The sequence below is a fragment of the Sphingomonas vulcanisoli genome, assembly GCF_011761305.1.
Taxonomy (GTDB): Bacteria; Pseudomonadota; Alphaproteobacteria; order Sphingomonadales; family Sphingomonadaceae; genus Sphingomonas_I; species Sphingomonas_I vulcanisoli.
Genome location: NZ_JAAOZC010000001.1, coordinates 484,603 through 510,776, shown reverse-complemented (window position 1 = coordinate 510,776; position 26,174 = coordinate 484,603). Strand labels below are relative to the sequence as shown.

At 64.7% G+C, this 26,174-nt stretch carries 23 protein-coding genes; 10 read left to right on the top strand and 13 right to left on the bottom strand.

Annotation, left to right across the window (positions count from 1 at the left end; all coding sequences use genetic code 11):
- Positions 1-10: 10 nt before the first annotated feature.
- The 5 genes from FHS31_RS02365 to FHS31_RS02345 all read left to right on the top strand — a co-directional run bounded on the left by FHS31_RS02365 (position 11) and on the right by FHS31_RS02345 (position 3,244).
- The gene (locus FHS31_RS02365; protein WP_167071626.1) at positions 11-931 is read left to right on the top strand and encodes a DMT family transporter; all 921 of its coding nucleotides are present in this window, start codon (positions 11-13) and stop codon (positions 929-931) included.
- The gene (locus FHS31_RS02360) at positions 928-1,584 is read left to right on the top strand and encodes a COQ9 family protein (protein ID WP_167071624.1); all 657 of its coding nucleotides are present in this window, start codon (positions 928-930) and stop codon (positions 1,582-1,584) included. The genes FHS31_RS02365 and FHS31_RS02360 overlap by 4 nt, the downstream gene beginning before the upstream one ends.
- A 67-nt stretch (positions 1,585-1,651) precedes the next feature.
- The gene (locus tag FHS31_RS02355; protein ID WP_167071622.1) at positions 1,652-2,287 is read left to right on the top strand and encodes a glutathione S-transferase family protein; all 636 of its coding nucleotides are present in this window, start codon (positions 1,652-1,654) and stop codon (positions 2,285-2,287) included.
- Between the two features lie 73 nt (positions 2,288-2,360).
- Positions 2,361-2,588: a hypothetical protein gene (locus FHS31_RS02350; RefSeq protein WP_208408490.1), complete on the top strand. Its 228-nt coding sequence runs from the start codon at positions 2,361-2,363 to the stop codon at positions 2,586-2,588.
- A gap of 80 nt (positions 2,589-2,668) precedes the next feature.
- Positions 2,669-3,244: a PEPxxWA-CTERM sorting domain-containing protein gene (locus FHS31_RS02345; RefSeq protein WP_167071620.1), complete on the top strand. Its 576-nt coding sequence runs from the start codon at positions 2,669-2,671 to the stop codon at positions 3,242-3,244.
- Here the strand turns inward: FHS31_RS02345 and mutS are convergent.
- Genes mutS through FHS31_RS02330 form a run of 3 tightly spaced genes read right to left on the bottom strand, consistent with a single transcriptional unit; the run spans position 3,214 to position 6,250 of the window.
- Positions 3,214-5,805, bottom strand: a complete 2,592-nt coding sequence (mutS, locus tag FHS31_RS02340) for a DNA mismatch repair protein MutS (protein ID WP_243843206.1) — start codon at positions 5,803-5,805, stop codon at positions 3,214-3,216. The two genes, FHS31_RS02345 and mutS, sit on opposite strands and share 31 nt — an antisense overlap.
- Positions 5,802-6,026, bottom strand: a complete 225-nt coding sequence (locus FHS31_RS02335) for a type II toxin-antitoxin system RelE/ParE family toxin (protein ID WP_243843205.1) — start codon at positions 6,024-6,026, stop codon at positions 5,802-5,804. The genes mutS and FHS31_RS02335 overlap by 4 nt, the downstream gene beginning before the upstream one ends.
- Before the next feature lie 41 nt (positions 6,027-6,067).
- On the bottom strand, positions 6,068-6,250 hold the full coding sequence (locus tag FHS31_RS02330) for an antitoxin (RefSeq protein WP_167071616.1): 183 nt from the start codon (positions 6,248-6,250) through the stop codon (positions 6,068-6,070).
- A gap of 99 nt (positions 6,251-6,349) precedes the next feature.
- On the opposite strand from FHS31_RS02330, the gene FHS31_RS02325 reads away from it, so the two are divergent.
- Positions 6,350-8,614 (top strand): NADP-dependent malic enzyme, encoded by a 2,265-nt coding sequence (locus tag FHS31_RS02325; protein WP_167071614.1) that lies wholly within the window; start codon positions 6,350-6,352, stop codon positions 8,612-8,614.
- Positions 8,615-8,754: 140 nt separating this feature from the next.
- Here FHS31_RS02325 and FHS31_RS02320 read toward each other — a convergent pair whose 3' ends face one another.
- The 3 genes from FHS31_RS02320 to FHS31_RS02310 all read right to left on the bottom strand — a co-directional run bounded on the left by FHS31_RS02320 (position 8,755) and on the right by FHS31_RS02310 (position 12,375).
- Positions 8,755-9,537, bottom strand: a complete 783-nt coding sequence (locus FHS31_RS02320) for a hemerythrin domain-containing protein (protein ID WP_167071612.1) — start codon at positions 9,535-9,537, stop codon at positions 8,755-8,757.
- Between the two features lie 76 nt (positions 9,538-9,613).
- Entirely contained in the window at positions 9,614-11,653 is a 2,040-nt protein-coding gene (locus tag FHS31_RS02315; RefSeq protein WP_167071610.1) for an NAD(+) synthase, read from the bottom strand.
- A 26-nt stretch (positions 11,654-11,679) separates the two neighbouring features.
- Entirely contained in the window at positions 11,680-12,375 is a 696-nt protein-coding gene (locus FHS31_RS02310; protein ID WP_167071608.1) for an endonuclease/exonuclease/phosphatase family protein, read from the bottom strand.
- On the opposite strand from FHS31_RS02310, the gene FHS31_RS02305 reads away from it, so the two are divergent.
- The 3 genes from FHS31_RS02305 (at position 12,374) to FHS31_RS02295 (ending at position 16,598) form a co-directional block, all read left to right on the top strand.
- Entirely contained in the window at positions 12,374-12,580 is a 207-nt protein-coding gene (locus FHS31_RS02305; RefSeq protein WP_167071606.1) for a hypothetical protein, read from the top strand. The two genes, FHS31_RS02310 and FHS31_RS02305, sit on opposite strands and share 2 nt — an antisense overlap.
- Positions 12,581-12,625: 45 nt before the next feature.
- Positions 12,626-15,976: a TonB-dependent receptor gene (locus FHS31_RS02300; RefSeq protein WP_167071604.1), complete on the top strand. Its 3,351-nt coding sequence runs from the start codon at positions 12,626-12,628 to the stop codon at positions 15,974-15,976.
- A 91-nt stretch (positions 15,977-16,067) separates the two neighbouring features.
- Positions 16,068-16,598: a hypothetical protein gene (locus tag FHS31_RS02295; protein ID WP_167071603.1), complete on the top strand. Its 531-nt coding sequence runs from the start codon at positions 16,068-16,070 to the stop codon at positions 16,596-16,598.
- Between the two features lie 21 nt (positions 16,599-16,619).
- Here the strand turns inward: FHS31_RS02295 and FHS31_RS02290 are convergent, their stop codons facing one another.
- From FHS31_RS02290 to FHS31_RS02270, 5 genes are all read right to left on the bottom strand, one after another.
- On the bottom strand, positions 16,620-17,096 hold the full coding sequence (locus FHS31_RS02290) for an SH3 domain-containing protein (RefSeq protein WP_341786265.1): 477 nt from the start codon (positions 17,094-17,096) through the stop codon (positions 16,620-16,622).
- Between the two features lie 102 nt (positions 17,097-17,198).
- Positions 17,199-17,735 (bottom strand): peroxiredoxin, encoded by a 537-nt coding sequence (locus FHS31_RS02285; RefSeq protein ID WP_167071601.1) that lies wholly within the window; start codon positions 17,733-17,735, stop codon positions 17,199-17,201.
- 22 nt (positions 17,736-17,757) lie between these two features.
- Entirely contained in the window at positions 17,758-18,513 is a 756-nt protein-coding gene (locus tag FHS31_RS02280) for an ABC transporter ATP-binding protein (RefSeq protein WP_167071599.1), read from the bottom strand.
- Positions 18,513-19,313 (bottom strand): MlaE family ABC transporter permease, encoded by an 801-nt coding sequence (locus tag FHS31_RS02275; RefSeq protein ID WP_167071597.1) that lies wholly within the window; start codon positions 19,311-19,313, stop codon positions 18,513-18,515. The genes FHS31_RS02280 and FHS31_RS02275 overlap by 1 nt, the downstream gene beginning before the upstream one ends.
- A 190-nt stretch (positions 19,314-19,503) precedes the next feature.
- Positions 19,504-21,369, bottom strand: a complete 1,866-nt coding sequence (locus FHS31_RS02270) for an ABC-F family ATP-binding cassette domain-containing protein (protein ID WP_167071595.1) — start codon at positions 21,367-21,369, stop codon at positions 19,504-19,506.
- Positions 21,370-21,731: 362 nt separating this feature from the next.
- Here FHS31_RS02270 and FHS31_RS02265 point away from each other — a divergent pair, with 362 nt between their 5' ends.
- Complete coding sequence (locus FHS31_RS02265) at positions 21,732-22,742, top strand: sodium:calcium antiporter (protein ID WP_167071593.1); 1,011 nt, start codon at positions 21,732-21,734, stop codon at positions 22,740-22,742.
- A 4-nt stretch (positions 22,743-22,746) separates the two neighbouring features.
- On the opposite strand, the gene FHS31_RS02260 is transcribed toward FHS31_RS02265, so the two are convergent.
- Together FHS31_RS02260 and FHS31_RS02255 are read right to left on the bottom strand one after the other, a co-directional pair.
- Positions 22,747-25,035 (bottom strand): CHASE2 domain-containing protein, encoded by a 2,289-nt coding sequence (locus FHS31_RS02260; RefSeq protein ID WP_167071591.1) that lies wholly within the window; start codon positions 25,033-25,035, stop codon positions 22,747-22,749.
- A 71-nt stretch (positions 25,036-25,106) separates the two neighbouring features.
- Complete coding sequence (locus FHS31_RS02255; protein WP_341786264.1) at positions 25,107-25,892, bottom strand: response regulator transcription factor; 786 nt, start codon at positions 25,890-25,892, stop codon at positions 25,107-25,109.
- Positions 25,893-26,174: the final 282 nt, after the last annotated feature.

Sequence of the window (26,174 nt, the reverse complement as noted above, 5' to 3'; positions counted from 1 at the left end):
GTCAGCGCCAATGGCCGTCCCCCTCCGCTCCGCGCGCCTGGCGATCCCGGCGCTGCTGATCGCCAATTTCGCGCTGGCACTCGGGCCCTGGCTGGTGCGGCTGGCGCGAACGCAGAGCGAGGTCGGGCCGATCGCGGCGGGCTTCTGGCGGCTGACGCTGGCGCTACCGATCCTGTTCCTTGCGGCGCGGCGGATGGAGCGGACGCGCTTCCGCTTCGACCGGGCGGAGGCGGTGATCGCGATCGGCGGCCTTGCCTTCGCCGCCGATCTCGCGACCTGGCACATCGGCATCCTCCACACCCGCCTCGCCAACGCGACGCTGTTCGGCAACATCACCGCGGTTCTCTTCCCGATCTACGGCTTCCTGATCGCGCGCAGCTGGCCGATGCCCCGGCAATGGCTGGCGCTCGGCGGCGCAGCGGTGGGCGTTGCGCTGCTGCTCGGCCGATCCTTCACGCTGTCGGCGGAGCATGTCTGGGGAGACCTCGCCTGCATCTTCGCAGGCCTGTGCTACACCGTCTACCTGATCGCGCTCGATCGCGTGCGCGGTGCGGTGGCGCCGGTCTCCACATTGTTCCTGTCGGCGCTTTCCGGCGTGCCTCTGCTGCTGATCGCGGCGCTGGCGATGGGCGAGCCGATGATCCCGCGCGATTGGACGCCGCTGGTCGCGCTGGCGATCGGCAGCCAGATCATCGGCCAGGGGCTGATCATCTATGCGGTCAGCCGGGTGCCGCCGATCGTGATCGGCCTGATGCTGCTCGTTCAGCCGATCGTCTCCGCGACGATCGGCTGGCTGGCCTATCGCGAGCGGCTGACTCTGGCCGATGCGATCGGCGCCGTCGCCATTGTCGCCGCGGTGGTGCTGGTGCGCGACAGCCGCCGGACGCCGCCTTTGCCCGCGCCCGAACCCGCGCTAGAAAGGGCAGCATGACCGAACCCCTCGACATGACATTGGACGAACTGCGCGCCGCGCTCGGGCCGCTGCTGCCCGGCGAAGCGGCGTTCGATGGCTGGAGCGAGGAGGCGGCGGGCGCGGCGGCGCGGGCGCTCGGCATCCCCGCCGATCGCGCGCGGCTGGCCTTTCCCGATGGCGCGGTGGGGATGATCGATGCGTGGTTCGGCTCGATCGATCGGGCGATGGCCGAGGCGCTGCCGCCCGAGACGCTCGCCGCGATGAAGATCCGGGTGCGGATCACCGCGCTGGTGCGCGCCCGGCTGGAGGCGGCGGCGCCGCACCGCGAGGCGCTGCGCCGGGCGCTGGCGATCCTGGCGCTGCCGACCAATGCCGCGACCGGCGCGAAACTCGGCTGGCGGGCGGCCGATGCGATGTGGCGGTTGGCGGGCGACGACGCCACCGGCCTTGCCCATTATACCAAGCGGCTGACGCTTGCGGCGGTCTATGGATCGACCATGCTGGTGTTCCTGGACGACGAGAGCGATGGCTTTTCCGACACCTATGCCTTTCTTGATCGGCGGATCGAGAATGTCATGCAATTCGAGAAGTTTAAGGCGCGGTTGAAGCCCGATCCCGATCGGCATTTCAGCCCGGCGCGCTTCCTGGGCAGGCTACGCTACCCAGCCTGATGGTCCTGTTTTGTTCTTGACAATTCGGCTCTCTTTTGCTATCAAGGTGGCCTAGCGGGAGAGAAAAATGGCCGAGCTGATTCTCTATACGAACCCGATGTCGCGGGGGCGGATCGCGCGCTGGATGCTGGAAGAAGTGGGCCAGCCTTACGCGGTGCAGTATCTCGGCTATGGCCCCGAATTTCCGATGAGCATGAAGTCGCCGGACTATCTGGCGATCAATCCGATGGGCAAGGTGCCCGCGCTCACGCATGGCGATGCGGTGGTCACCGAAGGCGCGGCGATCTGCGCCTATCTCGCCGACGCTTTTCCCGATGCCGGCCTCAAGCCCGCGCCCGGCACCGTAGCCGCGGCGGCTTATTATCGCTGGCTGTTCTATGCGGCGGGGCCGATCGAGGCGGCGATCACCGATCGATCGCTGGGCGTGACCGTGACGCCGGAGAAAGCGCGGATGGTAGGCTATGGCAGCTATGATGCGGTGATCGATGCGATCGAGGCGGCGGTGACGGGCCGCCCATTCATCGCCGGGGACGGCTTCACCGCGGCGGACGTCTATTTCGGATCGCAGATAGGCTTCGGCCTGCAGTTCGGCAGCATGCCCGAACGGCCCGGGCTTCGCCGCTATTGGGAAGGGCTTAGCCAGCGCCCGGCCTATAAGCGCGCTGCCGAACTGGACGATGCGGCGATACCCAAGCGCGACTGATCGCAAACGCGGTTAGCCGGTGCGACCTTTGCCAGGGTCCGGCGTTTGGGGGGCATCAGGAGCGGAGAGAAGAGTGTTCGAAGACGGTATCGATCAAAAAAAGTCAGACAAGTTTGCCCTAAGCCACTCCCCCGCCAACAGACCGGAAGACGAGGATTATCTCTACCGCCGCGCCGAGCAGGAGCTGGAACTCGCGCAGGCCGCGACGCATCCTGCGGTGGTGAAGGCGCATTATATGCTGGCCGATCACTATCTCGAAAGCCTCACTGCGGCCGAAGGAGCGGCGCACCTGGAAGGCTGATTCGCGGCCGCCGATCCGCGCCGCTTGCATTGGGTTAAAATCAGCATAAGCTTGGATTTTCCGCTGATGTGGGGGTGAGTATGCGTAAGCTTTCGGCGATTTTGGCGGGTCTCCTGTTGTTGGCCGCCATGCCCGCCTCGGCGGCGACCTATCTTTTCAGCTACGGCTTCTATGGCAGCGGCCAGCCCAATGGCACCTACGCTTCCGGCACGATCACCACCGATGGCCCCGGGTATTTCGATGCCGGATCGGAAAATGTCAGCGCGATCAGCGGAACGCGCGGCGGCGATTCGATCACCGGCTTGACGGATTTCTTCGACGCCGACGGCGATCAGGAGGTTTATGCCAACCGCCCGGCAGCCGTGGTCGACGATCTGGGCCTTACCTTCACGGTCGGCGATCGGACCTATGACATCACATCGCCAAGCGCAGGTAGCGGCGGCGGGCCGAACGGCAGCTATTATGAATTCAGCTATCTCACCGCCGACGGATCGGACGGCCAGGGCAATTACATCAGCTTCTTCACGCTGACGCCGGCTTCAGCGGCATCGGTGCCCGAGGCATCGACCTGGGCGATGATGCTGATCGGGTTCGGCGCGATCGGCGTCGGCCTGCGCCAGCGGCGTCAATCGTTGGCGATCGCCTTCAACCGGTAAAGCGCTTCGAGCGCTTCGCGGGGGCTGAGCGCGTCGGCATCGATCGCCGCCAGCGTCTCACGCAGCGGATCGGCCTTCTCTTCCTCGGCCTGGATCGCAGCGGCGAACAACGGGAGATCGTCGAGGCCCGCCGCCAATCCGCCAGTCGCCGCGCGGCCCGCCTCCAGCCGCTTGAGCACATCCTTGGCGCGCGCGATCACCGGCGGCGACAGGCCCGCCAGCCGTGCCACCGCGAGGCCGTAGCTCCGATCGGCAGGGCCGATGCCGACTTCGTGAAGCAGCACCAGCTCGCCCTTCCACTCGCGCGCGCGGACGTGGTGGAGCGAGAGCGCATCCAGCCGCTCGGCCAGCCGGGTCAGCTCGTGATAATGGGTGGCGAAGAGGCAGCGGCAGCGGTTGATGTCATGCACCGCTTCGACCACCGCCCAGGCGATGGCGAGGCCGTCATAGGTCGAGGTGCCGCGCCCGACCTCATCGAGGATGACGAAGCTGCGTTCGGTCGCCTGCGCGAGAATGGCGGCGGTCTCCACCATCTCGACCATGAAGGTTGAACGCCCGCGCGCGAGGTTATCCGAGGCGCCGACGCGGCTGAACAGGCGATCGCACAGGCCGAGGGTCGCGGCGCTGGCGGGGACGTAACCGCCGGCCTGCGCGAGGATCAGCACGACGGCGTTCTGACGCAGAAAGGTCGATTTGCCGCCCATGTTCGGGCCGGTGACCAGCCACAGCCGATCCTCGGCGGAGAGCCGGCAATCGTTGGCGACGAAGCGCCCGCCGCTCACCGCCACCGCCGCCTCGACCACCGGGTGGCGCCCGTTCTCGATATCCAGACAGGGATGCTCGACGATCGCGGGGCGGCACCAACCGCCTTCCGCCGCCCGTTCCGCAAGCCCGGCGCCGACATCGAGCCGCGCCAGCGCATCGGCGGTGGCGGCGATCTCCCGCGCACGATCGAGCGCGAGTTCGGTCAGTTCTTCGAGATGCGCCGCCTCTGCCGCGAGCGCATGGGCGCCTGCCTGGCCGACGCGCGACGCCTCCTCGTGCAGCGCGGGCGCGTTGAAGCGGACGACGCCGGCGAGCGTCTGGCGATGCGTGAAGCCCGACTCTGCGCGCATCAGCGGATCGGCATTCTTGGCGGGCACTTCGATATGATAGCCGAGCACGCCGTTGTGACGGATCTTGAGCTGAGAGATGCCGGTTGCCGCGCGATACTGCGCCTCCAGTCCTGCGATGGCGCGCCGCCCTTCCCCGCCCGTCGCGCGCAACGCATCGAGCGCGGCATCATAGCCTTCGGCGATATAGCCGCCCTGCGCGGTATCGATCGGCGGCGCGGGGACGAGCGCGCGGCGGAGGCGATCGATCAGCGCGCCGTGGCCGAGGAAGCTCGGCAGCAATTCGCCGAGCAAGGCAGCGCGATGCACGCAGGGCAGCAGCAGGGTGTGGAGCGCCGTTCCTTGATCGAGCCCGTCGCGTAGCTGCGCCAGATCGCGCGGGGAGCCCCGTCCCGCCGCCAGCCGCCCCAGCGCGCGGCCGATATCCGGCAAGGCCTTAAGCGCGGCGCGCAGCCGGGCGCGCAGATCGCCGTCACCGTACAGCAGCTCGACCAGATCGAGCCGCGCCTCGATCCGGGTGCGATCGGTTAGCGGCGCGGAAAGATCGGCGGCGAGCAGGCGCGCGCCCGCGCCGGTCACCGTGCGGTCTACGCAATCGAGCAGGCTGCCCTTGCGCGCACCGGAAGAGGTGGCGGTGATCTCCAGACTTTCGCGGCTGGCGGCATCGATCGCCATATGATCGGCGAGCGTGCGGCGCACGGGCGCCATCAGGAAGGGCAGGCTCCCCTGCCCCGCGCGATCGAGATAATCGATCAGCCCGCCCGCCGCGGCCAGCTCGGCGCGGGTGAAGGCGCCAAAGCCATCCAGCGTCGCGACCCCGAACAGGCTTTTCAGCCGCCGTTCGCCGTTGGCGCTGTCGAAGCCCTTGTCCTGCACCGCCGCATCGGGGGCCAGCATCTCCAGTGCGGGCGGGACGATGATTTCCGCCGCCCCCAGCCGGGCAAGCTCGGCTTCCAACCCCGCCTGGGTGATCGCGGCGATCTCCAGCCTCCCGGTCGAGACGTCGCAGGCGGCAAGCCCGAGCTGTCCGCCCGCCTCGGCAACCGCCGCCAGCCAGTTGGAAGCGCGCGCATCGAGCAGAGCCTCCTCGGTGAGCGTGCCCGCCGTAACGATGCGGACGATCGCGCGGTTGACCAAGGTCTTGCCGCTGCGCTTCTTGGCCTCCTCCGGGCTTTCGGTCTGCTCGGCAATGGCGACGCGGTGGCCCGCCTTGATCAGCCGCGCGAGATAGCTCTCATGGCTGTGCGCGGGCACCCCACACATCGGGATCGGCTTGCCCTCATGCTCGCCCCGCGCGGTCAGCGCGATATCGAGATCGGCGGTGGCCTTCACCGCATCCTCGAAGAACAATTCGAAGAAATCGCCCATTCGATAGAAGAGCAGGCAATCCGGCGCCTGTGCCTTGAGCGCCAGATATTGCGCCATCATCGGGGTGGGTGCAGCGGTCATTCGCCGATTGGCAGTTGGGCGGCATGGCGGATACGCAGGATGCGGACGCGCTCCGGCAGCGCTTCGTAACGAATGATGTAAGGGCGAACGATTGTCAGCTCGCGGCAGCCATTGGATGACGGTCGCCCGCGATCGGGAAAGTCACGCAGGCTATACCCAGCCGCAATAAGACGCGCGACGACCTTGTCCGCACCGTCAGGATCAAATTGAGATATATACAAGCGGGCCGCTTCCAGCTCAGCAAGAGCCTCACCCGACCAAGTTACTCGAACCATTCTTTAGGAGGTGGACCGGCTTGCGACGTTCCCCAGGTTTTGAGCCATTTCACGACCTCTTCATGAGGAATGCCTTCGCCATCTTTGAGCGACGCGCGCGCCCGCGCATCTGCGAGAGCCGCTTGCTCCGGCGTTTCCCCGCCTTCAAAAATGCCGCGCTCGACGTTCATGCCCGCCATAGTATCGAAACGCCTGGGCGCTGCCTAGCCGCATAGGGTTGCGGATGAAGCGCGAGGCGCTAGGGCGGCGGCGGATCGAGAGAGAATACAATGGCCGAAGGCAGCAACGTCCAGTTTTCAGAGCGCGAGGCGCTGCTGTTCCATTCGGAAGGGCGGCCGGGCAAGATCGAGATCATCGCCTCCAAGCCGATGGCGACGCAGCGCGACCTGAGCCTGGCTTATTCGCCGGGCGTGGCGGTGCCGGTGCTGGCGATCGCCGCCGATCCGGACACGGCCTATGATTATACCGCCAAGGGCAATCTGGTTGCGGTGATTTCGAACGGCACGGCGATCCTCGGCCTCGGCAATCTCGGCGCGCTTGCGTCGAAGCCGGTGATGGAGGGCAAGGCGGTGCTGTTCAAACGCTTCGCCGATGTCGATTCGATCGATCTCGAGCTGGCGACCGAGGATGTCGATGCCTTCATCAACGCCGTGGCGCTGATGGAGCCAAGCTTCGGCGGCATCAATCTGGAGGACATCAAGGCGCCCGAATGCTTCGTGATCGAGCAGACGCTGCGCGAACGCATGAACATCCCGGTGATGCACGACGATCAGCACGGCACCGCGATTATCACCGCCGCCGGGCTGATCAACGCCTGCTACCTGACCGGGCGCGCGCTCAAGGACGTGAAAGTGGTGGTCAACGGCGCAGGCGCGGCGGCGATCGCCTGCACCGAGCTGATCAAGGCGATGGGCGTGCGGGGCGACCATGTGCTGATGTGCGATCGCACCGGCGTGATCTACCAAGGCCGCACCGAAGCCATGGATCAATGGAAGTCTGCACATGCCGCCGTCACCGACCGGCGCACGCTCAAGGAGGCTTTGGTCGGCGCGGACGTGTTTCTCGGCCTGTCGGCGGCGCGCGCGGTTAGCCAGGACATGGTTCGCGATATGGCGCCCAAGCCGATCATCTTCGCGATGGCCAATCCCGATCCGGAGATCACCCCGCCCGAGGCCAAGGCCGCGCGGCCGGACGCGATCGTCGCCACCGGGCGCTCCGATTATCCCAACCAGGTCAACAATGTGCTGGGCTTCCCGTTCATCTTCCGCGGCGCGCTCGACGTGCGCGCGACGACGATCAACGAGGAGATGAAGATCGCGGCCGCCGAGGCGCTGGCCGAACTGGCGCGGCAGCAGGTGCCGGAGGAAGTGGCGGCCGCCTATGGGGGCCGCGCGCCGCGCTTCGGCGAGGATTATATCATCCCCGCGCCGTTCGATCCGCGGCTGATGGAGATCGTGCCGAGCGCGGTAGCGCAGGCGGCGATGGATTCGGGTGTGGCGCGCAAGCCGATCGCCGACATGGATGCCTATCGCGAAAGCCTGCGCGCGCGGCTCAACCCAACCACATCCGTGCTGACGATGGCGCATGCCGGGGCGCGGGCCAATCCGAAGCGGGTGATCTTTGCCGAAGCCGAGGAAGAGGTCGTGCTGCGCGCTGCGATCGCTTTCCGCGACGGCGGCTACGGCACGCCCATTCTGGTCGGCCGCGATATCGTGCGCGATAAACTGAAGGCGCTGGGCGTAGAAGATCTGAGCGGATTCGAACTGAGCAACAGCGTCCATTCGGCTCTCGTGCCCGAGATGGTCGATTACCTCTACAAACGCCTGCAGCGGCGCGGCTATCTCCGCCGCGAGGTGGAGGCGATGGTCAACCGCGACCGCAATATTTTCAGCGCGCTGTTGCTCGCGCTCGACAAGGGCGACGCAATGATCAGCGGGATCACGCGCACCTATGGCCGCACGCTGAGCCAGATCCGCCGCGTGATCGATCCGATCGAGGGCCGCCGCCCTTGCGGCATCCACATCATTGTCAGCAAGGCGCGCACCGTGTTCACGGCCGATACGATGGTGACCGAACGACCGAGCCCCAAGGAGCTGGCGGCGATCGCCGAGCATACGGCTGCCGTCGCGCGGCGCATGGGGCATGAGCCGCGCGTCGCTTTCCTGTCCTTCTCGAGCTTCGGCAATCCGTCGGGAACCTGGGTCGACAATATCCGCGAAGCGGTGGCGATTCTGGAAGCGCGCAATCCCGATTTTGAATTCGAGGGCGAGATGGCGCCCGATGTGGCGCTCAATCCGGAGGTGATGAAGAATTACCCGTTCAGCCGCCTCTCCGGGCCCGCCAACGTGCTGGTCATGCCCGGCCTGCAATCGGCCAACATATCGGCCAAGCTGCTGCGCGAGATCGGTAACGATACGGTGATTGGGCCGATGCTGGTGGGCATGGAAAAGCCGGTGCAGGTCGCGACGATGTCGGCGACGGCGAGCGAGTTGCTGACCCTCGCCGTGCTGGCGGGATCGGGGATTGCGGGCTGAGCTGATCCTCGCCGGTACGGGCAGCTGGCATGCCGCAGGCATGACGGAGGGGGCTCTCGTCCAGGCGCGGCGCCCTTGGAAAGCCCCCTCCACCACCCTTGCGGGTGGTCCCCCTCCCCGTGCCGGGGAGGATTTGAGGATTATGCTAGTTTCAGGCCTTCCTTGTTCATCTGCGCCGTCAGCTCCTTATTCTTTTCGAGCGACAGCCGCGCCTTGAGCTTCGGGAAGAGATCGCGCTCTTCCTCAAGCATGTGGGCCTCGATATCGGTGCGAAACTTGGCAACCTTGGTCAGAAAAAGCGGTGAGTCTTTGGGGAGTTCGGTCAGCTCGTAAAGATATTGCTTTACGTAGCCATGCTCCTTGTTGAGCTCGTCCGCCGCATCCACTTCGCCGATCTCGCGCAGCGCGGGATAAATGACATTCTCTTCTTCCATCGCATGCTTGGAGAGCATGTGCTTGAGATTGGCGAGCAAAGCCGCGCGCTTGGTGGTGTTGCTATCCTTGGTGGCCTGGATCGAATCGAACACCTTGAGCGTCAGCTGATGCTCGGCGGTCAGCGCCTGATCCCAATCACCCGCCAGCAGCGTCGGTGCCTGCACCGCGAACTTACGCGCGACATTGGCCGCGAGACCCACGGCGAGGCCCGCTGCGGCAACGCCGACCATCGCGCCGGTGGAATAATCGCTGCTCTTGCGTGCGGCCGGTTTGCGCGTGGTTGCCGCACGGCGCGCGGTCCCACTCTTGGCCGCTGTACCGCTCTTTGCGGTAGTGCCGGTCTTGGTGCCGGTGCCCGTCGATCCATTCGCCTTCTTGGTCCAGCGCCCGTTCGAGGTCCGCGGCTCGCCCTTCACGGCGGCCGAACGCTCAGCTTTGGTTTCGCCCGAGGCAGAGGCGCTCGGACGTTCTTCGGTGGTGGTTGCCATCGTCTTATGCTCCGCTGTCAGGGGGCCGAAGATCGGCGCCCATTGCGGGGCTGAACGCATAACGCGCGGAAAGGGCTCAACTTCCTCGCAATTGATCGATCCACGGGCTCGCTACGCCGTCCGATGGCGCACGCCAATCGCCGCGCGGCGAGAGAGCGCCGCCTGCAGAGACCTTGGGGCCGTTGGGGATGGCCGAGCGCTTGAACTGGCTGAAGCCGAAGAAGCGCTGGAGGAAAACCTCCAGCCACTTGCGGATGGTCTCGAGATCATAGGCGTTGCGCGCGGCTTGCGGGAAATCGATCGGCCAATTCTGCTGATCGACATCCTTCCAGGCATGCCAGCACAGGAACGCGATCTTGGACGGCGCAAGGCCGTGGCGGACGACATAGTGCAGGAAGAAATCGTGCAACTCGTAAGGGCCGATGCGATCCTGCGTGCTCTGGATCGCACCGCTTGCGTCCGCCGGCACAAGCTCGGGCGAGATCTCGGTCGCAAGGATCGCTTCCAGCACGCGATCGGCCTCCGCATCGAACTGATCGGTCCGGATCGCCCAGCGGATGAGATATTGGATCAGCGTCTTGGGGACGCCAGCGTTGACTGCATAATGGCTCATCTGATCGCCGACGCCATAGGTGCACCAGCCCAGCGCCAGCTCGGACAAATCGCCGGTGCCGACGACCAGACCATTGTGATGATTGGCGAGACGGAAGAGATAATCGGTACGGAGCCCAGCCTGCACATTCTCGAACGTCACGTCATAGACGGCCTCGCCTCTGGCATAGGGGTGATCGAGATCGGCGAGCATCTGGCGGGCGGCGGGGCGGATATCCAGCTCTTCCGCGGTGATGCCCAGCGCGCGCATCAGCGCCCAGGCATTGGCCTTGGTCTCTTCGCCAGTCGCGAAGCCGGGCATGGTATAGCCCAGGATCGCCGAGCGCGGACGACCAAGCTTATCGCAGGCCTTGGCCGCGACGATCAGCGCATGGGTGGAATCGAGCCCGCCCGAGATCCCGATGACCAGCGTTTCGGCGCGCGCAGAGGCCCAGCGCTTGGCCAGGCCCTCGACCTGGATGTTGAATGCCTCGTAGCAATCGGCATCCAGCTTGGCAGGATCGTTGGGCACGAAGGGGAAGCGGCGGATATCGCGCTTGCAGCCGACATCGGCGAAATCCGGCTCGGCCTTGAAGGCGATGCGGCGGAAGCGCGTTTCGGGATGGCCATGCGCGGCGGCACAATCGTTGAACGTGCCGAAGCGCATCCGCTCCTGCCGCAGCCGCGCGACATCGACATCCACGCAGATCAGCTCCGGGTCCGCGGCGAAACGCTGCGATTCGGCCAGCGGCTCGCCGAGTTCATGGACCATCGCCTGGCCGTCCCAGGCGAGATCGGTGGTGCTCTCCCCCGGTCCGCTCGCCGAATAGACATAGGCCGCCTGCGCGCGCGCCGATTGCGAGGCACCGAGCAGATCGCGTTCGCGCGCTTTGCCGATGATGATGTTCGAGGCGGAGAGGTTGCAAAGGATCAGCGCCCCCGCGAGCGCGCCGAGCGTGGAAGGCGGCAGCGGCGCCCAATAATCCTCGCAGATCTCGGCGTGGAAGATGAAGTCATCGATATCTTCGGCGGCGAAGATCAGATCGGTGCCGAACGGCGCCTCGATCCCGCCGATGCGGGTCGTCAGGCCGGTGAGGCCGATGCCGGGTGCGAACCAGCGCTTCTCATAATATTCGCGATAATTCGGCAAATAGCTCTTGGGCACGACGCCCAGGACGCGGCCGCGCGCGATCACCACAGCCGTATTGTAAAGCCGCCCGTTGCGGCGCAGCGGTGCGCCGATCAGCAGCACCGGCTTGAGGGCCGTACTTTCCCCCACGATCCGCAGCAGCTCGCGCTCGACAGTATCGAGCAAAGCATCCTGCAGCAGCAAATCGTCGATCGCGTAGGAGGATAGCGACAGCTCCGGATAGACGACGAGATCCGCCGCCTGGGCATGCGCTTCACGGGCCAGCGCGAGGATCTGCGCGGCGTTCGCCACCGGATCGCCAGCGGTAGCGATCGGCGTCGCCGCCGCGACGCGGACCATGCCCTGCGCGTGGATCGAGAAGAAACGATCGCTCATCGCGACGCTCGCTACCCGTTACCGCGTCAAACCGCCAGCTTCGCCCAGATCGGCAGATGATCGGAGGCGTTGCGCGCCGCCATCGAATGATGGACGCCCGCCGCCTCCACCGTCACGCCGTTGCCGATGAACATGCGATCGAGCCGACCCACGGGGCGCCGCGCATGGAAGCTCGGGCCGAGTGGCACGTTATGATGATGCTGCGCGAAATCGCGCAAGCAGCCCTGACCGATCCGCCATTCGTTAAGATCGCCGGTCATCACGATCGGCAGGCGCTCGGACTGCGCATCGACATGCGCGAGGATCGCGCGCGCCTGTTTGCGCCGCCACAGGCCCGAAAGATCGAGGTGCATCCCCAATACGCGCAGCTTTTTGCCGCCGATTCGAAGATCCGCCATCACCGCACCGCGCGGCTCCAGCGCGGGCAGATGCAGCAGGCAGCAATGCGCGACCTCCACGACATCCTTGCGCACCAGGATCGCATTGCCGTGCCAGCCCATGCTCCCCTGGCGCGCGGCAAGGCCGACGGGATGATAATCGCTGTGTTCGGCGAGCATATGAAAGGGAATCGCGCTTTGACGATCGCCGAAGCGGCGGTCGGCCTCCTGCAGCACGACCACATCCGCGCCGATCTCACCCAGCACCTCAAGGATGCGTTCGGGACGGCGGCGACGATCGGCGGCGATGGCCTTGCGGATGTTGTAGCTGGCAACCAAGACCATGTTCGATCAACCCTGCCCTCATCCACCGGTCCGCAATCGGCCCAGTGCGGCGCTTGAGACACAGTTCTGGCAAATCGGCAAATGTCACAAACAGTATGACAGTAATGTTACCGCCTTTGTTGCGGCGCGGTATCACCTTCGTCTAGATCGGTTGCAAGGGCAGCAGGGTGTTGCCGGGATGTTTCGCGGCGTCACCGGCTTGTAACGATCCCCTGCAAAAGCTCTTTCGAAACAAGGGGACGACGGCATCATGAAGAAGTTTCTGGCGGGCTGCGCACTGGCAGCCCTGGCAACCTCCGCAGCTTATGCGCAGGAGACGACGTCGACCATTCGCGGCGACGTGACGTCCGGCGGCAAGCCGGTCGTCAACGCGACCGTCACCGTGCTCCATATTCCGTCGGGCACCCGCGCCACGGTTTCTACGGATCGTTCGGGCAGCTACAGCGCCACGGGCCTTCGTCCGGGTGGGCCCTACTCGGTGACAGTCACCGCGCCCGGTTTCGGCAGCTTTCAAGCGACAGATATCAATACTGCCGTTGGCGAACCGCTTTCGCTGCCCATCATTCTGACCGGCGAAGGGCCGGAGATCGTCGTCACCGGCTCCTCGGTGAAGGGTGCTCGCGTTATCTCCGAGGGCCCGGCCACCGTGCTGACGGCCGCGCAGATCAGCAATGTCGCTTCCGTCAACCGCGACATCCGCGATCTTATGCGCCGCGACCCCTTCGCCAACATCGACAAATCGAACAACGATGGTTCGGCGGGCCGCGTCAGCTTCGCCGGCCAGAATTCGCGCTTCAACCGCTTCACCGTGGACGGCGTGCCGATCACCGACAGCTTCGGCCTCAATCCCGATGCGCTGCCCTCGCGCCGCGGCCCCGTGCCGATCGACGCCATCGGCCAGTTCGAAACCAAGGTCGCGCCCTATGACATCCGCGAAGGCTTCTTCCAGGGCGGCGTGATCAACGCCACGCTGAAATCGGGCACCAACCAATTCCATGGCACCGGCTTCTACAGCTATCTCGACGATGGCATGGTCGGCACCAAGACCAAGCCCTATGCCGGTGGCCGCGCCGATGGCACGATTTACGCACCAGGCCTCGCCCCCAAGTTCAAGAACCGCGATTTTGGCGCCACGCTCTCCGGCCCGATCATCAAGGACAAATTGTTTTTCATGGTATCGGCCGAGCGGGTTCGCGCTGCGACACCTTATCCCTACGGTACGATCGACAATAACGGCGGCACCGGCGTTATCGGTGTCACCAGCGCGCAGCTGGCGCAAGTCCAGGGGATCTCCAACAGCGTCTATGGATATAACCCGGGCGGCATCGTCGCCAACAATGGCGATAAGGACGATCGCATCGTCGGCCGCATCGACGCCAACATCAGCTCCACACAGCGTCTGTCGATCACCGGCCTGTACACCAAGGATTCGCAGATCAGCCTGACCAATACCGGCACGACCACGCTGAGCCTGGGTTCCAACAGCTATATTAAGCCCAACCGCGTCATCGCAGGCATCGCCCAGCTCAACTCCGAATGGGGCGGCGGTTTCGCGACCGAGGTTCGCGGTCTCTACAAGCAATATGACTCCGGCCAGATTCCGATCTTCCCGCTGGCATCCGCAGCCACGATCTGTACCGCGCCAACCTCGGACCGTACCGCCAGCGGCGCCACGACCACGGCGGTTTCCACGAGCTGTCAGCCTGGCTTTGGCCAGATTCAGCTCGGCACCGGCGGCCCCAGCCAGGCGAACATCCTGAACGTGAAGACCTACGCCGGCTCGTTCCTCGCGCGCTTGTCGCGCGGCGATCACAACATGCGCGCGCTCGTCGACGTTTCCTACACGACGACGTTCAACGAGTTCGTGAACGGCGCGGCCGGCACCTATTATTTCGACTCCATCGCCGACTTCCAGAACCGGACGCCGGAATCGTTCAGCTACACCAATTCCCCGACGCTCGACCCCGCCAACGGTGCCGCGAAGTTCGCTTACAGCACCTATACGTTCGGTCTTCAGGATAGCTGGCGGTTCAGCAACACGCTGAACCTTACCTATGGCGCCCGTTATGATATGTACGGCGGCCACAGCGCGCCGGCGGCAAGCCTCAACTTCCTCAACCGTTATGGCTTCGGCAATTATGCTTTCGTCAACGGCAGGGGCCTGTTTCAGCCGCGTATCGGCTTCGATTACACCCCGATCCGTCGCCTCACCTTCCGCGGCGGCGTCGGCATCTTCGGCGGCGGCACGCCGGACGTTTACGTCGGCAACAGCTTCTCCAACACCGGCGTGCTCACGAGCTCGATCACGGCGCGTCTGACCGACGGCAGCGTCGCCCAGCTCAACTCAGCCGCGAACCCCGCGGCTCCCGCGCTGCTGAACAATGTCAGCCTTACCTCGCTGCCGGCAACCGCCAATAGCGTCCTGATCGCCAACTCGGGCGTCGCTCCGGCATCCAACACCACGCTCAACGCGCTCGATCCGCATTTCAAGATCCCGTCGCAATGGCGCGGCACCCTCTCCGCGAGCTATGATGCCGATCTTGGAGCGTTGGGCGATCATTGGCGGTTCGGCGTAGCAGGCCTCGCTTCGAAGACGCGGTATGCCGTCGCGATCGTCGATCTGCGGTCGGTGCCGATCCCGGGTTCGTTCACGCCGGACGGCCGTCAGCGGTATCAGGCGATCATTCCCGCCTTCGCTACGGACGGCAACGCCGATCTGGAGCTGACCAACAGCAAGAAGGGCCGCTCGTACATCGCTGTGGCGACCGTATCGAAGGCGTGGAAGTTCGGGCTTAGCGCCGATGCCAGCTTCACGTATCAGAACGTGAAGGACAATTTCGCCTTCACATCCTCGATCGCTAACTCCAACTATATTGCAACTGCGGTCAACGATCCGAACAGCCGTGGAGGCGGCTACGGCCATTCGAATGACGAAGTTCCTTATGCGTTCAAATATACTTTGTCTTATGAGCACGCATTCTATCGCGACTATAAGACCCGGTTCAGCCTGTTCGGCGAGACGCGTCAGGGTTACAACTACAGCTATACCTTCCAGGATATAAGCACGTCGCGCAGCACGACTTTCGGGACGATCGGTGCTCCAAATAGCAGTAACGGCCGTTATTTGTTCTATGTGCCCAAGGTCAACGACCCGCTGGTTGTTTATGCCGCCTCGGGCACGCAGACTGCGGCCCAAGCCCAGGCGGTCGTGGAGAACCTCATCAACTCTTCCGGTCTGGCGAAGTATCGCGGCCAGATTGCCCCGCGTAATGCCTTCCATGATCCTTGGTTCACCCGCCTCGATCTCCACGTCGAGCAGGAAATCCCGACGTTCGTAGGCCGTTCGCGCATCACGGTGTGGGCGGATATCGAGAACTTCACCAATCTGCTCGATCACAAGTGGGGCCAGCAGCTGCGTACCAACTTCCCGTCGATCAAGACGGTGGTGAAGGTCACGTGCCAGGCGGTGGGCGCCAACGCCTGCGGGCAGTACGTTTACTCGGCGGCCTATCCGGACTCGTCGCGTGCCCCATCGCTGGTCAACAGCGCGCTGGGTGCTTCGCTCTACGCAATCCGCGTGGGCGCGCGCTTCAGCTTCTAAGCGAAGCTTCGTTTAAGAAGTTAGGGCGTCCCGAGCGATCGGGGCGCCCTTTTCTTATGGAACCAGAGGCGGCGCGCGCTCTTAAGTTGGTATGGCGAAGAAGGCGCAAAAGAAGCTGAAGGTGTATCGCACCGCGATCGGCTTTCATGATGCCTATGTCGCGGCGCCCAGCAAGAAGGCGGCGCTGGCGGCGTGGGGGACGACCAAGGATTTGTTCGCGCGGCATGCGGCGGAACTGGTCGAGGATGCGGCGCTGACCGCGGAGCCGCTCGCTCACCCGGGCGAAGTTATCAAGCGTGCGCGGGGGACCGCTGCGGAGCAATTGGCGGCGCTTCCCGATAAGGCGCAACCGCGCAAGACGAGCCCGAAACCAGTACCTGCACGCAAGGCAAGTCCCCGCCCCAGCCGCGCTAACGTCGATCGCGCCGAACAAGCGCTTGCGGACGCCGAGCAGCGCCACGAGACGGAGATGGCCGTGCTGCGCCGTGAGGAAAAGGCTTTGGCCAAGCGCCGCCGCAAGATCGCTGACGCGCATCAGGCGGAAAGCCGCAAGCTGCAAGGCAAGATTGATGCCGCACGGGACGATTACGAGACCGCCATCGCCCGCTGGCTAGACAGCTGAACGGCCTGCTGGTGCCAGCGCTTATTGCAGAACCTCGGCGGGGCCAGTGCCCCAGATGCCCGACTGCGGAATCCAGCCTTTGCGCGCTTCAAATTCGATCTGGCACCAGCGGCCGTCGCACCTATCGAGCCTGCCGACCGCGCCGGGCTCGACCTGCCACAGCAGGCGCGCGCCGTCGTCGGGCCGATCGCGGATCGGCTGGATCGCGCCGGTGACGACCGCGGTGCGCCGCGCGCTGAGCAGGATCGCGAGCATCCAGCCGGTGGTGCCGTCCTGCTCCTCGATCCGCCGCCACACGCCATGCACCTGCACCACGCGCACGGGGAGATCGCGGCGCTTGTACAGCCAGAGTGCGGGATAGGTGCGGTCAGGCCCGGTACGCATCAGCGCCTCGCCCTTGGCGATCGATGCCCAATAGGGGACGGCGCGTTCCTGGGCGGAGGCGGGCCTAGCGTTCGCGCATACCACCAGAGCTAACGCTACGATTTCACGCCGCACCTTTGCCTCCCCGCCCCGTTCGCCCCGAGCTTGTCGAAGGGCAGTCCTTCTTTGAAAGAAGGACGATGCTTCGACAAGCTCAGCATGAACGGGGGCGGGCAATTAGCGCGGGTTGGCCTCCAGCCACGCGATCACCTTGTCCGGCGCGCTTTCGCCATACGGGTCGTCATCTAGACCTTGGTCGTTGATCCCCGGTTCCTCGAACCAGCCGGTGATCTTGCCATCATCGACCACCATCGCATAGCGCCAGCTGCGTTCGCCGAAGCCGAGATGATCCTTGCGGATCAGCATCCCCATCCGCCGCGTGAAATCGGCCGAGCCATCGGGCAGCAGCTTCACTTTCTCGACGCCGAGGTGCCGGCCCCATTGATACATCACGAAGGCATCGTTGACCGAGAGGCAATAGACCTCGTCCGCGCCCAGCTTCCGGAGCCGATCATAATTGCGCTCGAACGCCGGGCATTGCTCGGTCGAGCAGGTCGGCGTGAAGGCGCCAGGTAGCGAAAAGACGACGATACGCTTGCCGGCGAAGAGATCGCTCGTCTGCACGTCCTGCCAGCGGAAGGGATTGGGGCCGCCCACGCTTTCATCGCGAACGCGGGTCTTGAGCGTCACATCGGGAACATCGCGTCCGATCATCTGAAATCCTCCTGGCGAGAAACTATTGGATCGGTCCCTCGGCACGGCCCTGAACGAACTGATCCACATAGGGGTTGCCGCTATCGTAAAGCCGATCGCGCGGACCGCTCCAGACGATGCGGCCGCGATAAAGCATCGCCACGCGGTGCGCGATCTTGCGGGCCGAGGCCATGTCGTGCGTGATCGTCAGCGCGGTGACGCCGAGATCATCGACCAGGCTGACGATCAGATCGTTGATCACGTCAGCGCGGATCGGATCGAGGCCGGTGGTCGGCTCATCGAAGAAGATGATCTCGGGCCGCGGCGCGATCGCACGGGCGAGCGCGACGCGCTTCTGCATACCGCCCGAAAGCTCGCTCGGGCGCAGGTTGAGGATGCGGGCATCGAGGCCGACGCGCTCCAGATTCTCCTCGGCGATCCGGCGCATTTCCTTGGCATCGGACTGCTGGCCATGCGTCAGCGCGAAGGTGACGTTGCGCCATACGGGCAGCGAATCGAACAGGGCGGATCCCTGGAACAGCATGCCGAACTTGGCGCGGACGCGATCGAGCGCCCTGCCCCTCAGCCCGACGATCTCCTCACCATCCACGCGGATCGATCCGGCATCGGGGCGGATCAGGCCGAGGATGCATTTCAGCGTTACCGATTTGCCGCTGCCCGATTGGCCGATCACCGCCAGGCTCTCGCCCGGCTCGATCGCGAGATTGACGCCATCGAGCACCTGCATCGCGCCGAAGCGCTTGCTGATACCCTCGAGCGCGATCTTGTTCTCGGCCATCAGCCGAACACCATCGCGGTGATCAGGAAATTCGAGGCGAGGATCAGGATGAAGGCAGAGACGACGGCGTTGCGCGTCGCATTGCCCACCCCCGCCGCGCCGCCGCCGGCGTTGAAGCCGTGATAGCAGCCCATCAGCGCGATGAAGAAGCCGAACACGCCGGCCTTGACCAAAGCCATCTTGAAATCGTCGACACTGACGAAGCGGCGAGTGACGGCAAGATAGCTGGCGGAATTGAACCGCAGTTTCTCCACCGCGAGCAGCCAGCCGCCGAAGATGCCGATGGCGTTGGCGACCAGCACCATCAGGGGCAAGGCCATGACCGCGGCGAACAGGCGGGGCGCGATCAGATAGCGATAGCTGTCGGTGCGCAGCGTGGTCAGCGCGTCGAGCTGTTCCGTGACGCGCATCGTGCCAATCTCGGCCGCCATCGCCGAGGACACGCGGCCCGCGACCATCAGACCGACCAGCACCGGCCCCAGTTCGCGCACCATGCCGATCACCACGACAGCCGGAACGGTGGAGGTCGCCGAAAAGCGCGAACCGGCAGTGAAGATCTGTTGCGCCAGCGCCGCGCCGGTGAACACGGCGGTGAGGCCGACCACGGGCAGCGAGAACCAGCCGATGTGCATCATCTGCTCGAAAAAGCGGCCGGGGTAATAGGGCGGGGTCAGCGCGCTGCGCACCGTGCGGAAGGTGAACATCGCTACCCGCCCCACCACGGCGAGCAGATGGACGACGGCACGGCCGATCGCAACGAACGGCGCGATGATAAGGGGAACGGGTTCGGACGAAGGCATGTCGGCGTTGCTTAGCGGTGGGACAAGGGGTGCGGCAAGCGAAGAGCGGTGAAGATGTCGCAGATCATCCCCGGAACGGGGAGGTGGCATCGCGAAGCGATGACGGAGGGGGCTCTCAAAAGGCGCTGCGCCCAGTGGTGAGCCCCCTCCACCATGCGTCGCATGGTCCCCCTCCCCGTGTCGGGGAGGATCAAGCCGCCGCTTCCACCTTCTCGCTCAACTCAAGCCACTTCGCCTCTGCGGCTTCGAGTTTCGCCGCCACCTCGGCGCGCTTACGCATCAGATCACCCATAGGCAGCTTTGCAAGCGTCGGCTCGGCACCCGAAGGATCGAACATCGCGCGCTCCACCGCCGATCGCTCGGCCGAGAGCTTGGCCACTTCGGCCTCTGCCGCGCTCGCCTGCTTGCGCAGCGCCTGGCTTTGTTCGCGCGCCTGGGCGGCGGCGCGGCGCTCCTCCTTCTTGTTGCCCTTGGATTTGCCGCCCGATCCGCTTTTGTCACTGGTCAGCACCAGCGCGGTATAATCGTCGAGACTGCCCTCATATTCGATCGCGGTGCCGTTATCGACCAGCACCAGCCGATCGGCGGTAAGGCTGAGCATGTGGCGATCGTGGCTGACGAGCACGACCGCGCCCGAATAGCTGTTAAGCGCCTGCACCAGCGCCTCACGCGCATCGACGTCCAGATGGTTGGTCGGTTCATCGAGGATCAGCATATGCGGCGCATCGCGGGTGATCAGCGCCAGCGCGAGCCGCGCGCGCTCGCCGCCCGACATCTTGCCAACCTTGCTAATCGCGCGATCGCCCGAAAAACCGAAACGGCCGAGCTGCGCACGCACCGCCGCCGGCGTGGCGCCACGCATCGCGGAGGTCATATGCTGCAGCGGCGTCTCGTCGGCGTGTAGCTCCTCCACCTGATATTGGGTGAAATAGCCGATCCGCATCTTGCCGCTGGCCGCCATCTGCCCTTCCATCGGCGCGAGCTGGGCAGCGAGCAGGCGGGCGAGCGTGGTCTTGCCATTGCCGTTGCGGCCGAGCAGCGCGATGCGATCGTCGGGATTGAGCCGCAGGTTGAGCCGCTGCAGGATCGGCGTCTCCGCATAGCCGACCGCCGCCATATCGAGCGTGATCAGCGGCGGGCGCAGTGGATCGGGGCTGGGGAAATCGAAGCTGAGCGAGGGATCGTCGGCCAGCTCGGCGATCGGCTGCATCCGGGCGAGCGCCTTGACGCGGCTCTGCGCCTGCTTGGCGGTGGAGGCACGCGCCGAATTGCGCGCGATGAAATCCCTGAGCTTGTCGCGCTGGGCATCCTGGCTGGCCTTGGCGGCGGCGAGCTGCGCGGCGCGTTCGGCGCGCTGGCGTTCAAAGGCATCGTAGCCGCCGGGGTAGAGCGTCAGCTTGCCGCGCTCGAGATGCAGGATGTGATCGACGACATTGTTGAGGAAATCGCGTTCGTGGCTGACGATCAGGATCGTCGCGCGGTAGGTTTGGAGAAATTCCTCCAGCCACATCACCGCTTCGAGATCGAGGTGGTTCGATGGCTCGTCGAGCAGCAGCAGATCGGGCTCGGAAAACAGCAATGCCGCGAGCGCGACGCGCATCCGCCAGCCGCCCGAAAAGCTATCGAGCGGGCGATTCTGCATCTCCTCATCGAAGCCGAGGCCGGCGAGGATCCGGGCGGCGCGGGCCGGCGCAGCATGGGCGTCGATCGCGATCAGCCGCTCATGAACCTCGCCGAAGCGCTCCATATTGCTGTGGTCCTCAGCCTCCAGCAGCAGCGCGGCGCGCTCGGTATCGGCGGCGAGCACCTCTTCGATCGGCGTGGTCAGGCCGGCAGGCGCTTCCTGCGCGATATAGCCGATCTTGGCGCCGCGCGGCATATCCGCCGAGCCCTCGTCGGGATCGAGCAGCCCGGCGACGACGCGCACCATCGTCGATTTGCCGGCGCCGTTGCGGCCGATCAGGCCGACGCGGCTGCGCTGCGGCAAGGATGCGGTGGCGCGATCGAGGATCGTGCGGCCGCCGAGGCGCACGGTGATACCGTTCAGGGAAAGCATGGACGCGGGCTTACAGCATGTTGCGCTGCAACCCAAGCACATGGTGAAAGCTCCCTCCTCCGTTCATCCCGAGCGAAGTCGAGGGATGTTCCACAAGCGGCGACCGCCGCGTGTCTCGACTTCGCTCGACACAAACGGAGGTGGTGCGCTTGACCGCGACTAGTATTCGGGCCAATTTCGCTCAACTCCTGGGGAGTAGCCGCCGGCACGAAAGCCGGAATCGCGTCAACAGACTTGGGTCTTCGGACCCGTGGCGCGTGCGACCTGCAAGGGTCTGGCGAGACCATGAGCCGAAGCTGCGCGGCCGGGCTGGGCGTGTGGCGGCGGTCTCATGCGTTCGCTCACCGGCCCCGGAGGTTTTCATGAACGGTATCGCGTTGAATGTCGTCCTGCTGCTGGGATCGGCGGTGGTGATCTATCTTTCGTGCGAGTATTTCGTGAACGGAGTCGAATGGCTTGGCCGTCGCCTTGCGATGGGCGCGCAGGCGACGGGCACGGTGCTGGCGGCGTTCGGCACGGCGTTGCCGGAAAGCGTGGTAACTTTGGTGGCGGTGGCGTTCGGCACTACGGCGGCCTCCAAGGAATTGGGTGTCGGCGCGGCGCTAGGTGGCCCGCTCGCGCTCTCCACCATCGCTTATGCCACGGTCGGGATCGTGCTGCTCGTCACGCACCAGCAGTTTCCCGAGGGTCTCGCCGCCAATGGTCGCTTCGAGCGGCTGGCGCGCGATCAGCGCTGGTTCCTCGTCTTGTTCGCCGCGAAGATCGGTCTCGGCCTGGTGCTGTTCGCCGGCAAGGCGTGGACGAGCCTGATCTTCCTTGCTGCCTACGGTCTTTATGTCCGCATACAAATGCAGCAGCCCGCCGATCCCGACGAGGAAGAGGAACTGGAGCCCCTCAAGCTGACGCCGCGCACCGCAGAGCCCGGCCTGCTGCCCGCCGCGATCCAGACCGGAATCGCGCTGATCGTGATCTTCCTCGCGTCGCGCCTCTTTGTCGGCCAGCTCGAACATCTCGGCCCCGCGCTGGGCCTGCGCCCGCAATTGTTGGCGCTGCTGCTCAGCCCGATCGCCACCGAACTGCCGGAGACGATGAACGCAGTGATCTGGGTGAGGCAGGGCAAATATGCGCTCGCGCTGGCCAATATCTCCGGCGCGATGATGATCCAGGCGACGATCCCGACCGCGCTCGGCCTGATCTTCACATCCTGGCATCTCGGCGCGCCCCTGATCCTGGCGGCGGCGGTGACGGCGGTGGCGATCGTGGTGATGTACACCGCCTTTCGCCGTGACATTGCATCGCGCAAGTTGCTGGCCGGGATGGGCGGGCTTTATGTGGTCTTCGCGCTCTTGCTCGTCGCGCTACGCCTTTCCTGATCGTTCAGGCGTCGGGATCTTCGGCGCGCGGCAGGCAGAGGATGAAGGTCGATCCCTTCCCTTCCTCGCTTTCGCAATGAATCGTGCCGTGATGCTGGGCTATCACCGTACGCACGAAGGACAGCCCCAGCCCCGCACCGCCGACATCCCGCCGCCCCCGCGCCTCGACACGGGTGAAGGGATCGAACAGATGATCGAGTTCATCGGCGGGAATTCCCCGTCCTTGATCGATGATCCTGCAGCAGACCACATCATCGCTTTCGCTGATCGTGCAGCATATCGTGGTGCTGCGATCGCTATATTTGATTGCGTTGCCGATCAAATTGACGAGAGCTCGGGACAGCAAGGAGCGATCTCCAAGGACGAGATGCTCGTCATCCTCGCCCTTGGTTTCGATGCGGATCTTGCTCTTCTGCGCGAGCACCCATTGATCGTCGACCGCATCGATCAGCAGCGCCGAAAGATCGAGCAGATCCTGCTTGGGTCGCGCGGCCTGGGCGCGGGCAAGATGGACGAAATTGTCCGCCAGCTCGAGTGTGCGCTGCGCATAGCCGGCGATGCGGGCACGGAGCGTCTCGATATCCTCGTTGCGATCGAGCAGCGCGAGAATCGACGCTTGGGGCGAGCGCATGTCATGCGTCAGTAGCTGCAGCGCGTCCTCGCGCTGGCGGGTGGCGAGGCGGATGGCACTGATATCGGTCAGGCGCGCGATCGATCCCACCGGTGCGCCCGTGGCATCGACCAGCGGCACGACGCGGACCACGAATACGCGGCCATCGGCGCTGACGATCTCCCGATCATCGCTCTGGTCGAAGGTCGCGGCCGTCGCGGTCGGCGCAAGATGGCGGATCAAATCGTCGAGCTTTTGCTCGGCGGCCAGAGCAGGTTCGTCCAGCAACGGCACGAACAGCCGTTCGGCGGCGCGATTGGCGAGCAAGGTCCGGCCTTCGCCGTCAAGGATCAGGGTCGCGTCGGGAAGCCCCTGGATACTGTCGCCAAAGAAGCGGCGAAGATCGCGGACGCGCTCAATCGCGCTATGCAGCATCACCGTCTGGCGATCGATCGCCTCCCGCAGGAACTGGGTGCGGCTTTCGGCGCTGCCGCGGCCGGGCAAAGGGTCCGCCTCGCTGCCGAGCTGGCGCAGCTCGCGCGTCATGTAAGCGCTCGCCGCCTCCAATCGCCGCCACGCCCACAGGGGATAGACGAAGAACAGGCCGGCCAGCGCCGCAGTCGGCGGAAACCAGATGCGCGCCCAGATCAGCAAGGTCGCGCTGCCGCCCAGCGTCGCCGCAATCAGTAACAGCCCGAGAACCAGATTAAGCGCCGGCGAAAACAGCAACAGCGCGATCAGGAGAATGATCAGCGGTAAAAGACCGAAGGCGAGATAGGCGCGCGGCGAGGCTTGGCGGATCGTGCGGTTGGCAAGCAGATCGTCGGTGGCGTTGGCCAGCATTTCAACCCCCGACATGGTGCCGAGGGGCGTCGCATATTGATCGAGCTGGCCGTGCGCCGTCGAACCGACGAGCACGATCTTGCCGCGCAGCATTTCCCGCGGCACCTCGCCGTTGAGCACGCTGGAGAACGGCACGGTGCGGTAGCTGCCCGCCGGGCCGGTAAACGGCAGCAGCACCTGCCCCGCCACGGAAAAAGCATCGGCCGGCAAGGCGTCAGTGGCGGCATTGGCGAAGATTGGCGAAGCGTGCCCGCGCACACGGCGGTACAGCAGCTCCGCAATGTGCGGCCAGGTCTGCGTGCCGCCGCCTGCGATCAGGCCGACGCGGCGTACGATCCCGTCGGCATCGGGATAGAGCGTGGCATGCGCGGGCGTCGTGACAGCGCGGATCACGGGCGTCGGGAGCTCGGCGGTGAAGGGCGCGCCATTGTTGCCGGGCACATCGAAGGCGATAGGCAGGATCACCGGCGCAGCCGCCTTGGCCGCCTGCGCCACCGCGAGATCGTCCGGGCTCGGCTCGACGAACAGCACATCATAGCCGATCGCGGCGGGCTGCACCTTCGCCAGCCATTCGAGCAGCCGGGCATGCGTGCTCCGCGGCCAGGGCCAGCGTCCGATCGTGCCGAGGCTCTCCTCGTCGATCGCGATGATGAAGATTTCGTTCGAGGCGGGGCGCGATTGCGTCGCCATGAGGGCGTCATAGATGGCATAATCGGCGCGATCGGCAATGCTGGTTCGCGTCAGACCCCATACTGCGCCCAGCGAGATCAGCGCGACGATCAGCCATTCGATCAGCAGGCGGCCGCCCGCTCCGGCTGAGGCAGCTACGGCGCTACGCAACAAAGCGGTGGACCGCTCGCTCAGGCGCTTAACGGGCGGCCGTCCTTATGCGCGATCATGAGCCCATCCCATCACTCTTCGCCTTGGTTCAGCTTCTCCAGTCTGTAGCCGTAGCTGTAGACGGGCAGCAAGCGGAACCCCGACTCCGGGCGGAGCGAAAGCTTGACGCGAATCCGCGAGATATGTGCGTCCAGCGTGCGGGTCAGCAGGTCCGGATTCCGGCCCCACACCTTCTCCAATATGTAAGCGCGCGAAAGCGCACGATCGAGATTTTGAAACAGCAGCAGCGCAAGGCCGAACTCCTTGGGCGTAAGGATTATCTGCTCGCCGCTGACCGTGACGCTGGTGGATTTCTGCTCGAACTGATGATCACCGAAAATCTCGATATCTTTGCCCTTGGACGGGTAGCTGCGGCGGAACAGCGCACCGACGCGCGCCAGCACCTCGCCGGTTTGCACCGGCTTCACGACATAATCGTCGGCGCCCATGTCCAGCGCCTCGACGATGTCACTCTCCTCGCCGCGGCTGGTAACGAACAGGATGGGCGGGACATGATCGATATGTTCGCGTACCCAGCGCAACACATCGATGCCGGTGGTATCGGGCAAATTCCAGTCAAGGATCAGAAGATCAAAGGTTTCACGCTTTAGATCCGCGATGATCGCGCTGCCCTTGCTGTAACAGTAACAGATATGGCCCGCACGCTCCAGAACGCCCGAAAGTTGTTCAGCAAGAACGGCCTCGTCTTCCAGGATCGCTATGCGCATCTGTGTGCCACTTCTTTCTTTGAGCTCAACATGACGGGTTAGAGCCGAACGCTCCGCACCAGCATAAGCCGCATTCGCATGGCTTGGCATGGTCCATCCCTTCCGATCAACCGATGTTTCTCGGCACCATATCAACTGATTTATCCGGAATCATCTTTCACCGCGTCTGTTTGCACTTGTTTACCTAGACGGCCTCATGTTGGATCGTTCCGGTTCCGTTGTCGAGCAATAGACACGGCAACGGTGTAAACAATGGTATCGATTGGCGTCCGCCTCCAATCAACACTGGTATCTTGGATTGAGCAAGTATTTAGCAGATGCGCGTACAGTCGTTGACATAAAGCCTTTGGGGGTTGGCGTGGTGAAGGTCAT

What these genes read in the sequence shown, in the direction of transcription:
- FHS31_RS02365 (WP_167071626.1), top strand. Translation starts at nt 11, where the DNA reads ATGGCCGTCCCCCTCCGCTCCGCGCGCCTGGCGATCCCGGCGCTGCTG.
- FHS31_RS02360 (WP_167071624.1), top strand. Translation starts at nt 928, where the DNA reads ATGACCGAACCCCTCGACATGACATTGGACGAACTGCGCGCCGCGCTC.
- FHS31_RS02355 (WP_167071622.1), top strand. Translation starts at nt 1,652, where the DNA reads ATGGCCGAGCTGATTCTCTATACGAACCCGATGTCGCGGGGGCGGATC.
- FHS31_RS02345 (WP_167071620.1), top strand. Translation starts at nt 2,669, where the DNA reads ATGCGTAAGCTTTCGGCGATTTTGGCGGGTCTCCTGTTGTTGGCCGCC.
- mutS (WP_243843206.1), bottom strand. Translation starts at nt 5,805, where the DNA reads ATGACCGCTGCACCCACCCCGATGATGGCGCAATATCTGGCGCTCAAG.
- FHS31_RS02330 (WP_167071616.1), bottom strand. Translation starts at nt 6,250, where the DNA reads ATGAACGTCGAGCGCGGCATTTTTGAAGGCGGGGAAACGCCGGAGCAA.
- FHS31_RS02325 (WP_167071614.1), top strand. Translation starts at nt 6,350, where the DNA reads ATGGCCGAAGGCAGCAACGTCCAGTTTTCAGAGCGCGAGGCGCTGCTG.
- FHS31_RS02320 (WP_167071612.1), bottom strand. Translation starts at nt 9,537, where the DNA reads ATGGCAACCACCACCGAAGAACGTCCGAGCGCCTCTGCCTCGGGCGAA.
- FHS31_RS02315 (WP_167071610.1), bottom strand. Translation starts at nt 11,653, where the DNA reads ATGAGCGATCGTTTCTTCTCGATCCACGCGCAGGGCATGGTCCGCGTC.
- FHS31_RS02305 (WP_167071606.1), top strand. Translation starts at nt 12,374, where the DNA reads ATGTTCGATCAACCCTGCCCTCATCCACCGGTCCGCAATCGGCCCAGT.
- FHS31_RS02310 (WP_167071608.1), bottom strand. Translation starts at nt 12,375, where the DNA reads ATGGTCTTGGTTGCCAGCTACAACATCCGCAAGGCCATCGCCGCCGAT.
- FHS31_RS02300 (WP_167071604.1), top strand. Translation starts at nt 12,626, where the DNA reads ATGAAGAAGTTTCTGGCGGGCTGCGCACTGGCAGCCCTGGCAACCTCC.
- FHS31_RS02295 (WP_167071603.1), top strand. Translation starts at nt 16,068, where the DNA reads ATGGCGAAGAAGGCGCAAAAGAAGCTGAAGGTGTATCGCACCGCGATC.
- FHS31_RS02285 (WP_167071601.1), bottom strand. Translation starts at nt 17,735, where the DNA reads ATGATCGGACGCGATGTTCCCGATGTGACGCTCAAGACCCGCGTTCGC.
- FHS31_RS02280 (WP_167071599.1), bottom strand. Translation starts at nt 18,513, where the DNA reads ATGGCCGAGAACAAGATCGCGCTCGAGGGTATCAGCAAGCGCTTCGGC.
- FHS31_RS02275 (WP_167071597.1), bottom strand. Translation starts at nt 19,313, where the DNA reads ATGCCTTCGTCCGAACCCGTTCCCCTTATCATCGCGCCGTTCGTTGCG.
- FHS31_RS02270 (WP_167071595.1), bottom strand. Translation starts at nt 21,369, where the DNA reads ATGCTTTCCCTGAACGGTATCACCGTGCGCCTCGGCGGCCGCACGATC.
- FHS31_RS02265 (WP_167071593.1), top strand. Translation starts at nt 21,732, where the DNA reads ATGAACGGTATCGCGTTGAATGTCGTCCTGCTGCTGGGATCGGCGGTG.
- FHS31_RS02255 (WP_341786264.1), bottom strand. Translation starts at nt 25,892, where the DNA reads ATGCCAAGCCATGCGAATGCGGCTTATGCTGGTGCGGAGCGTTCGGCT.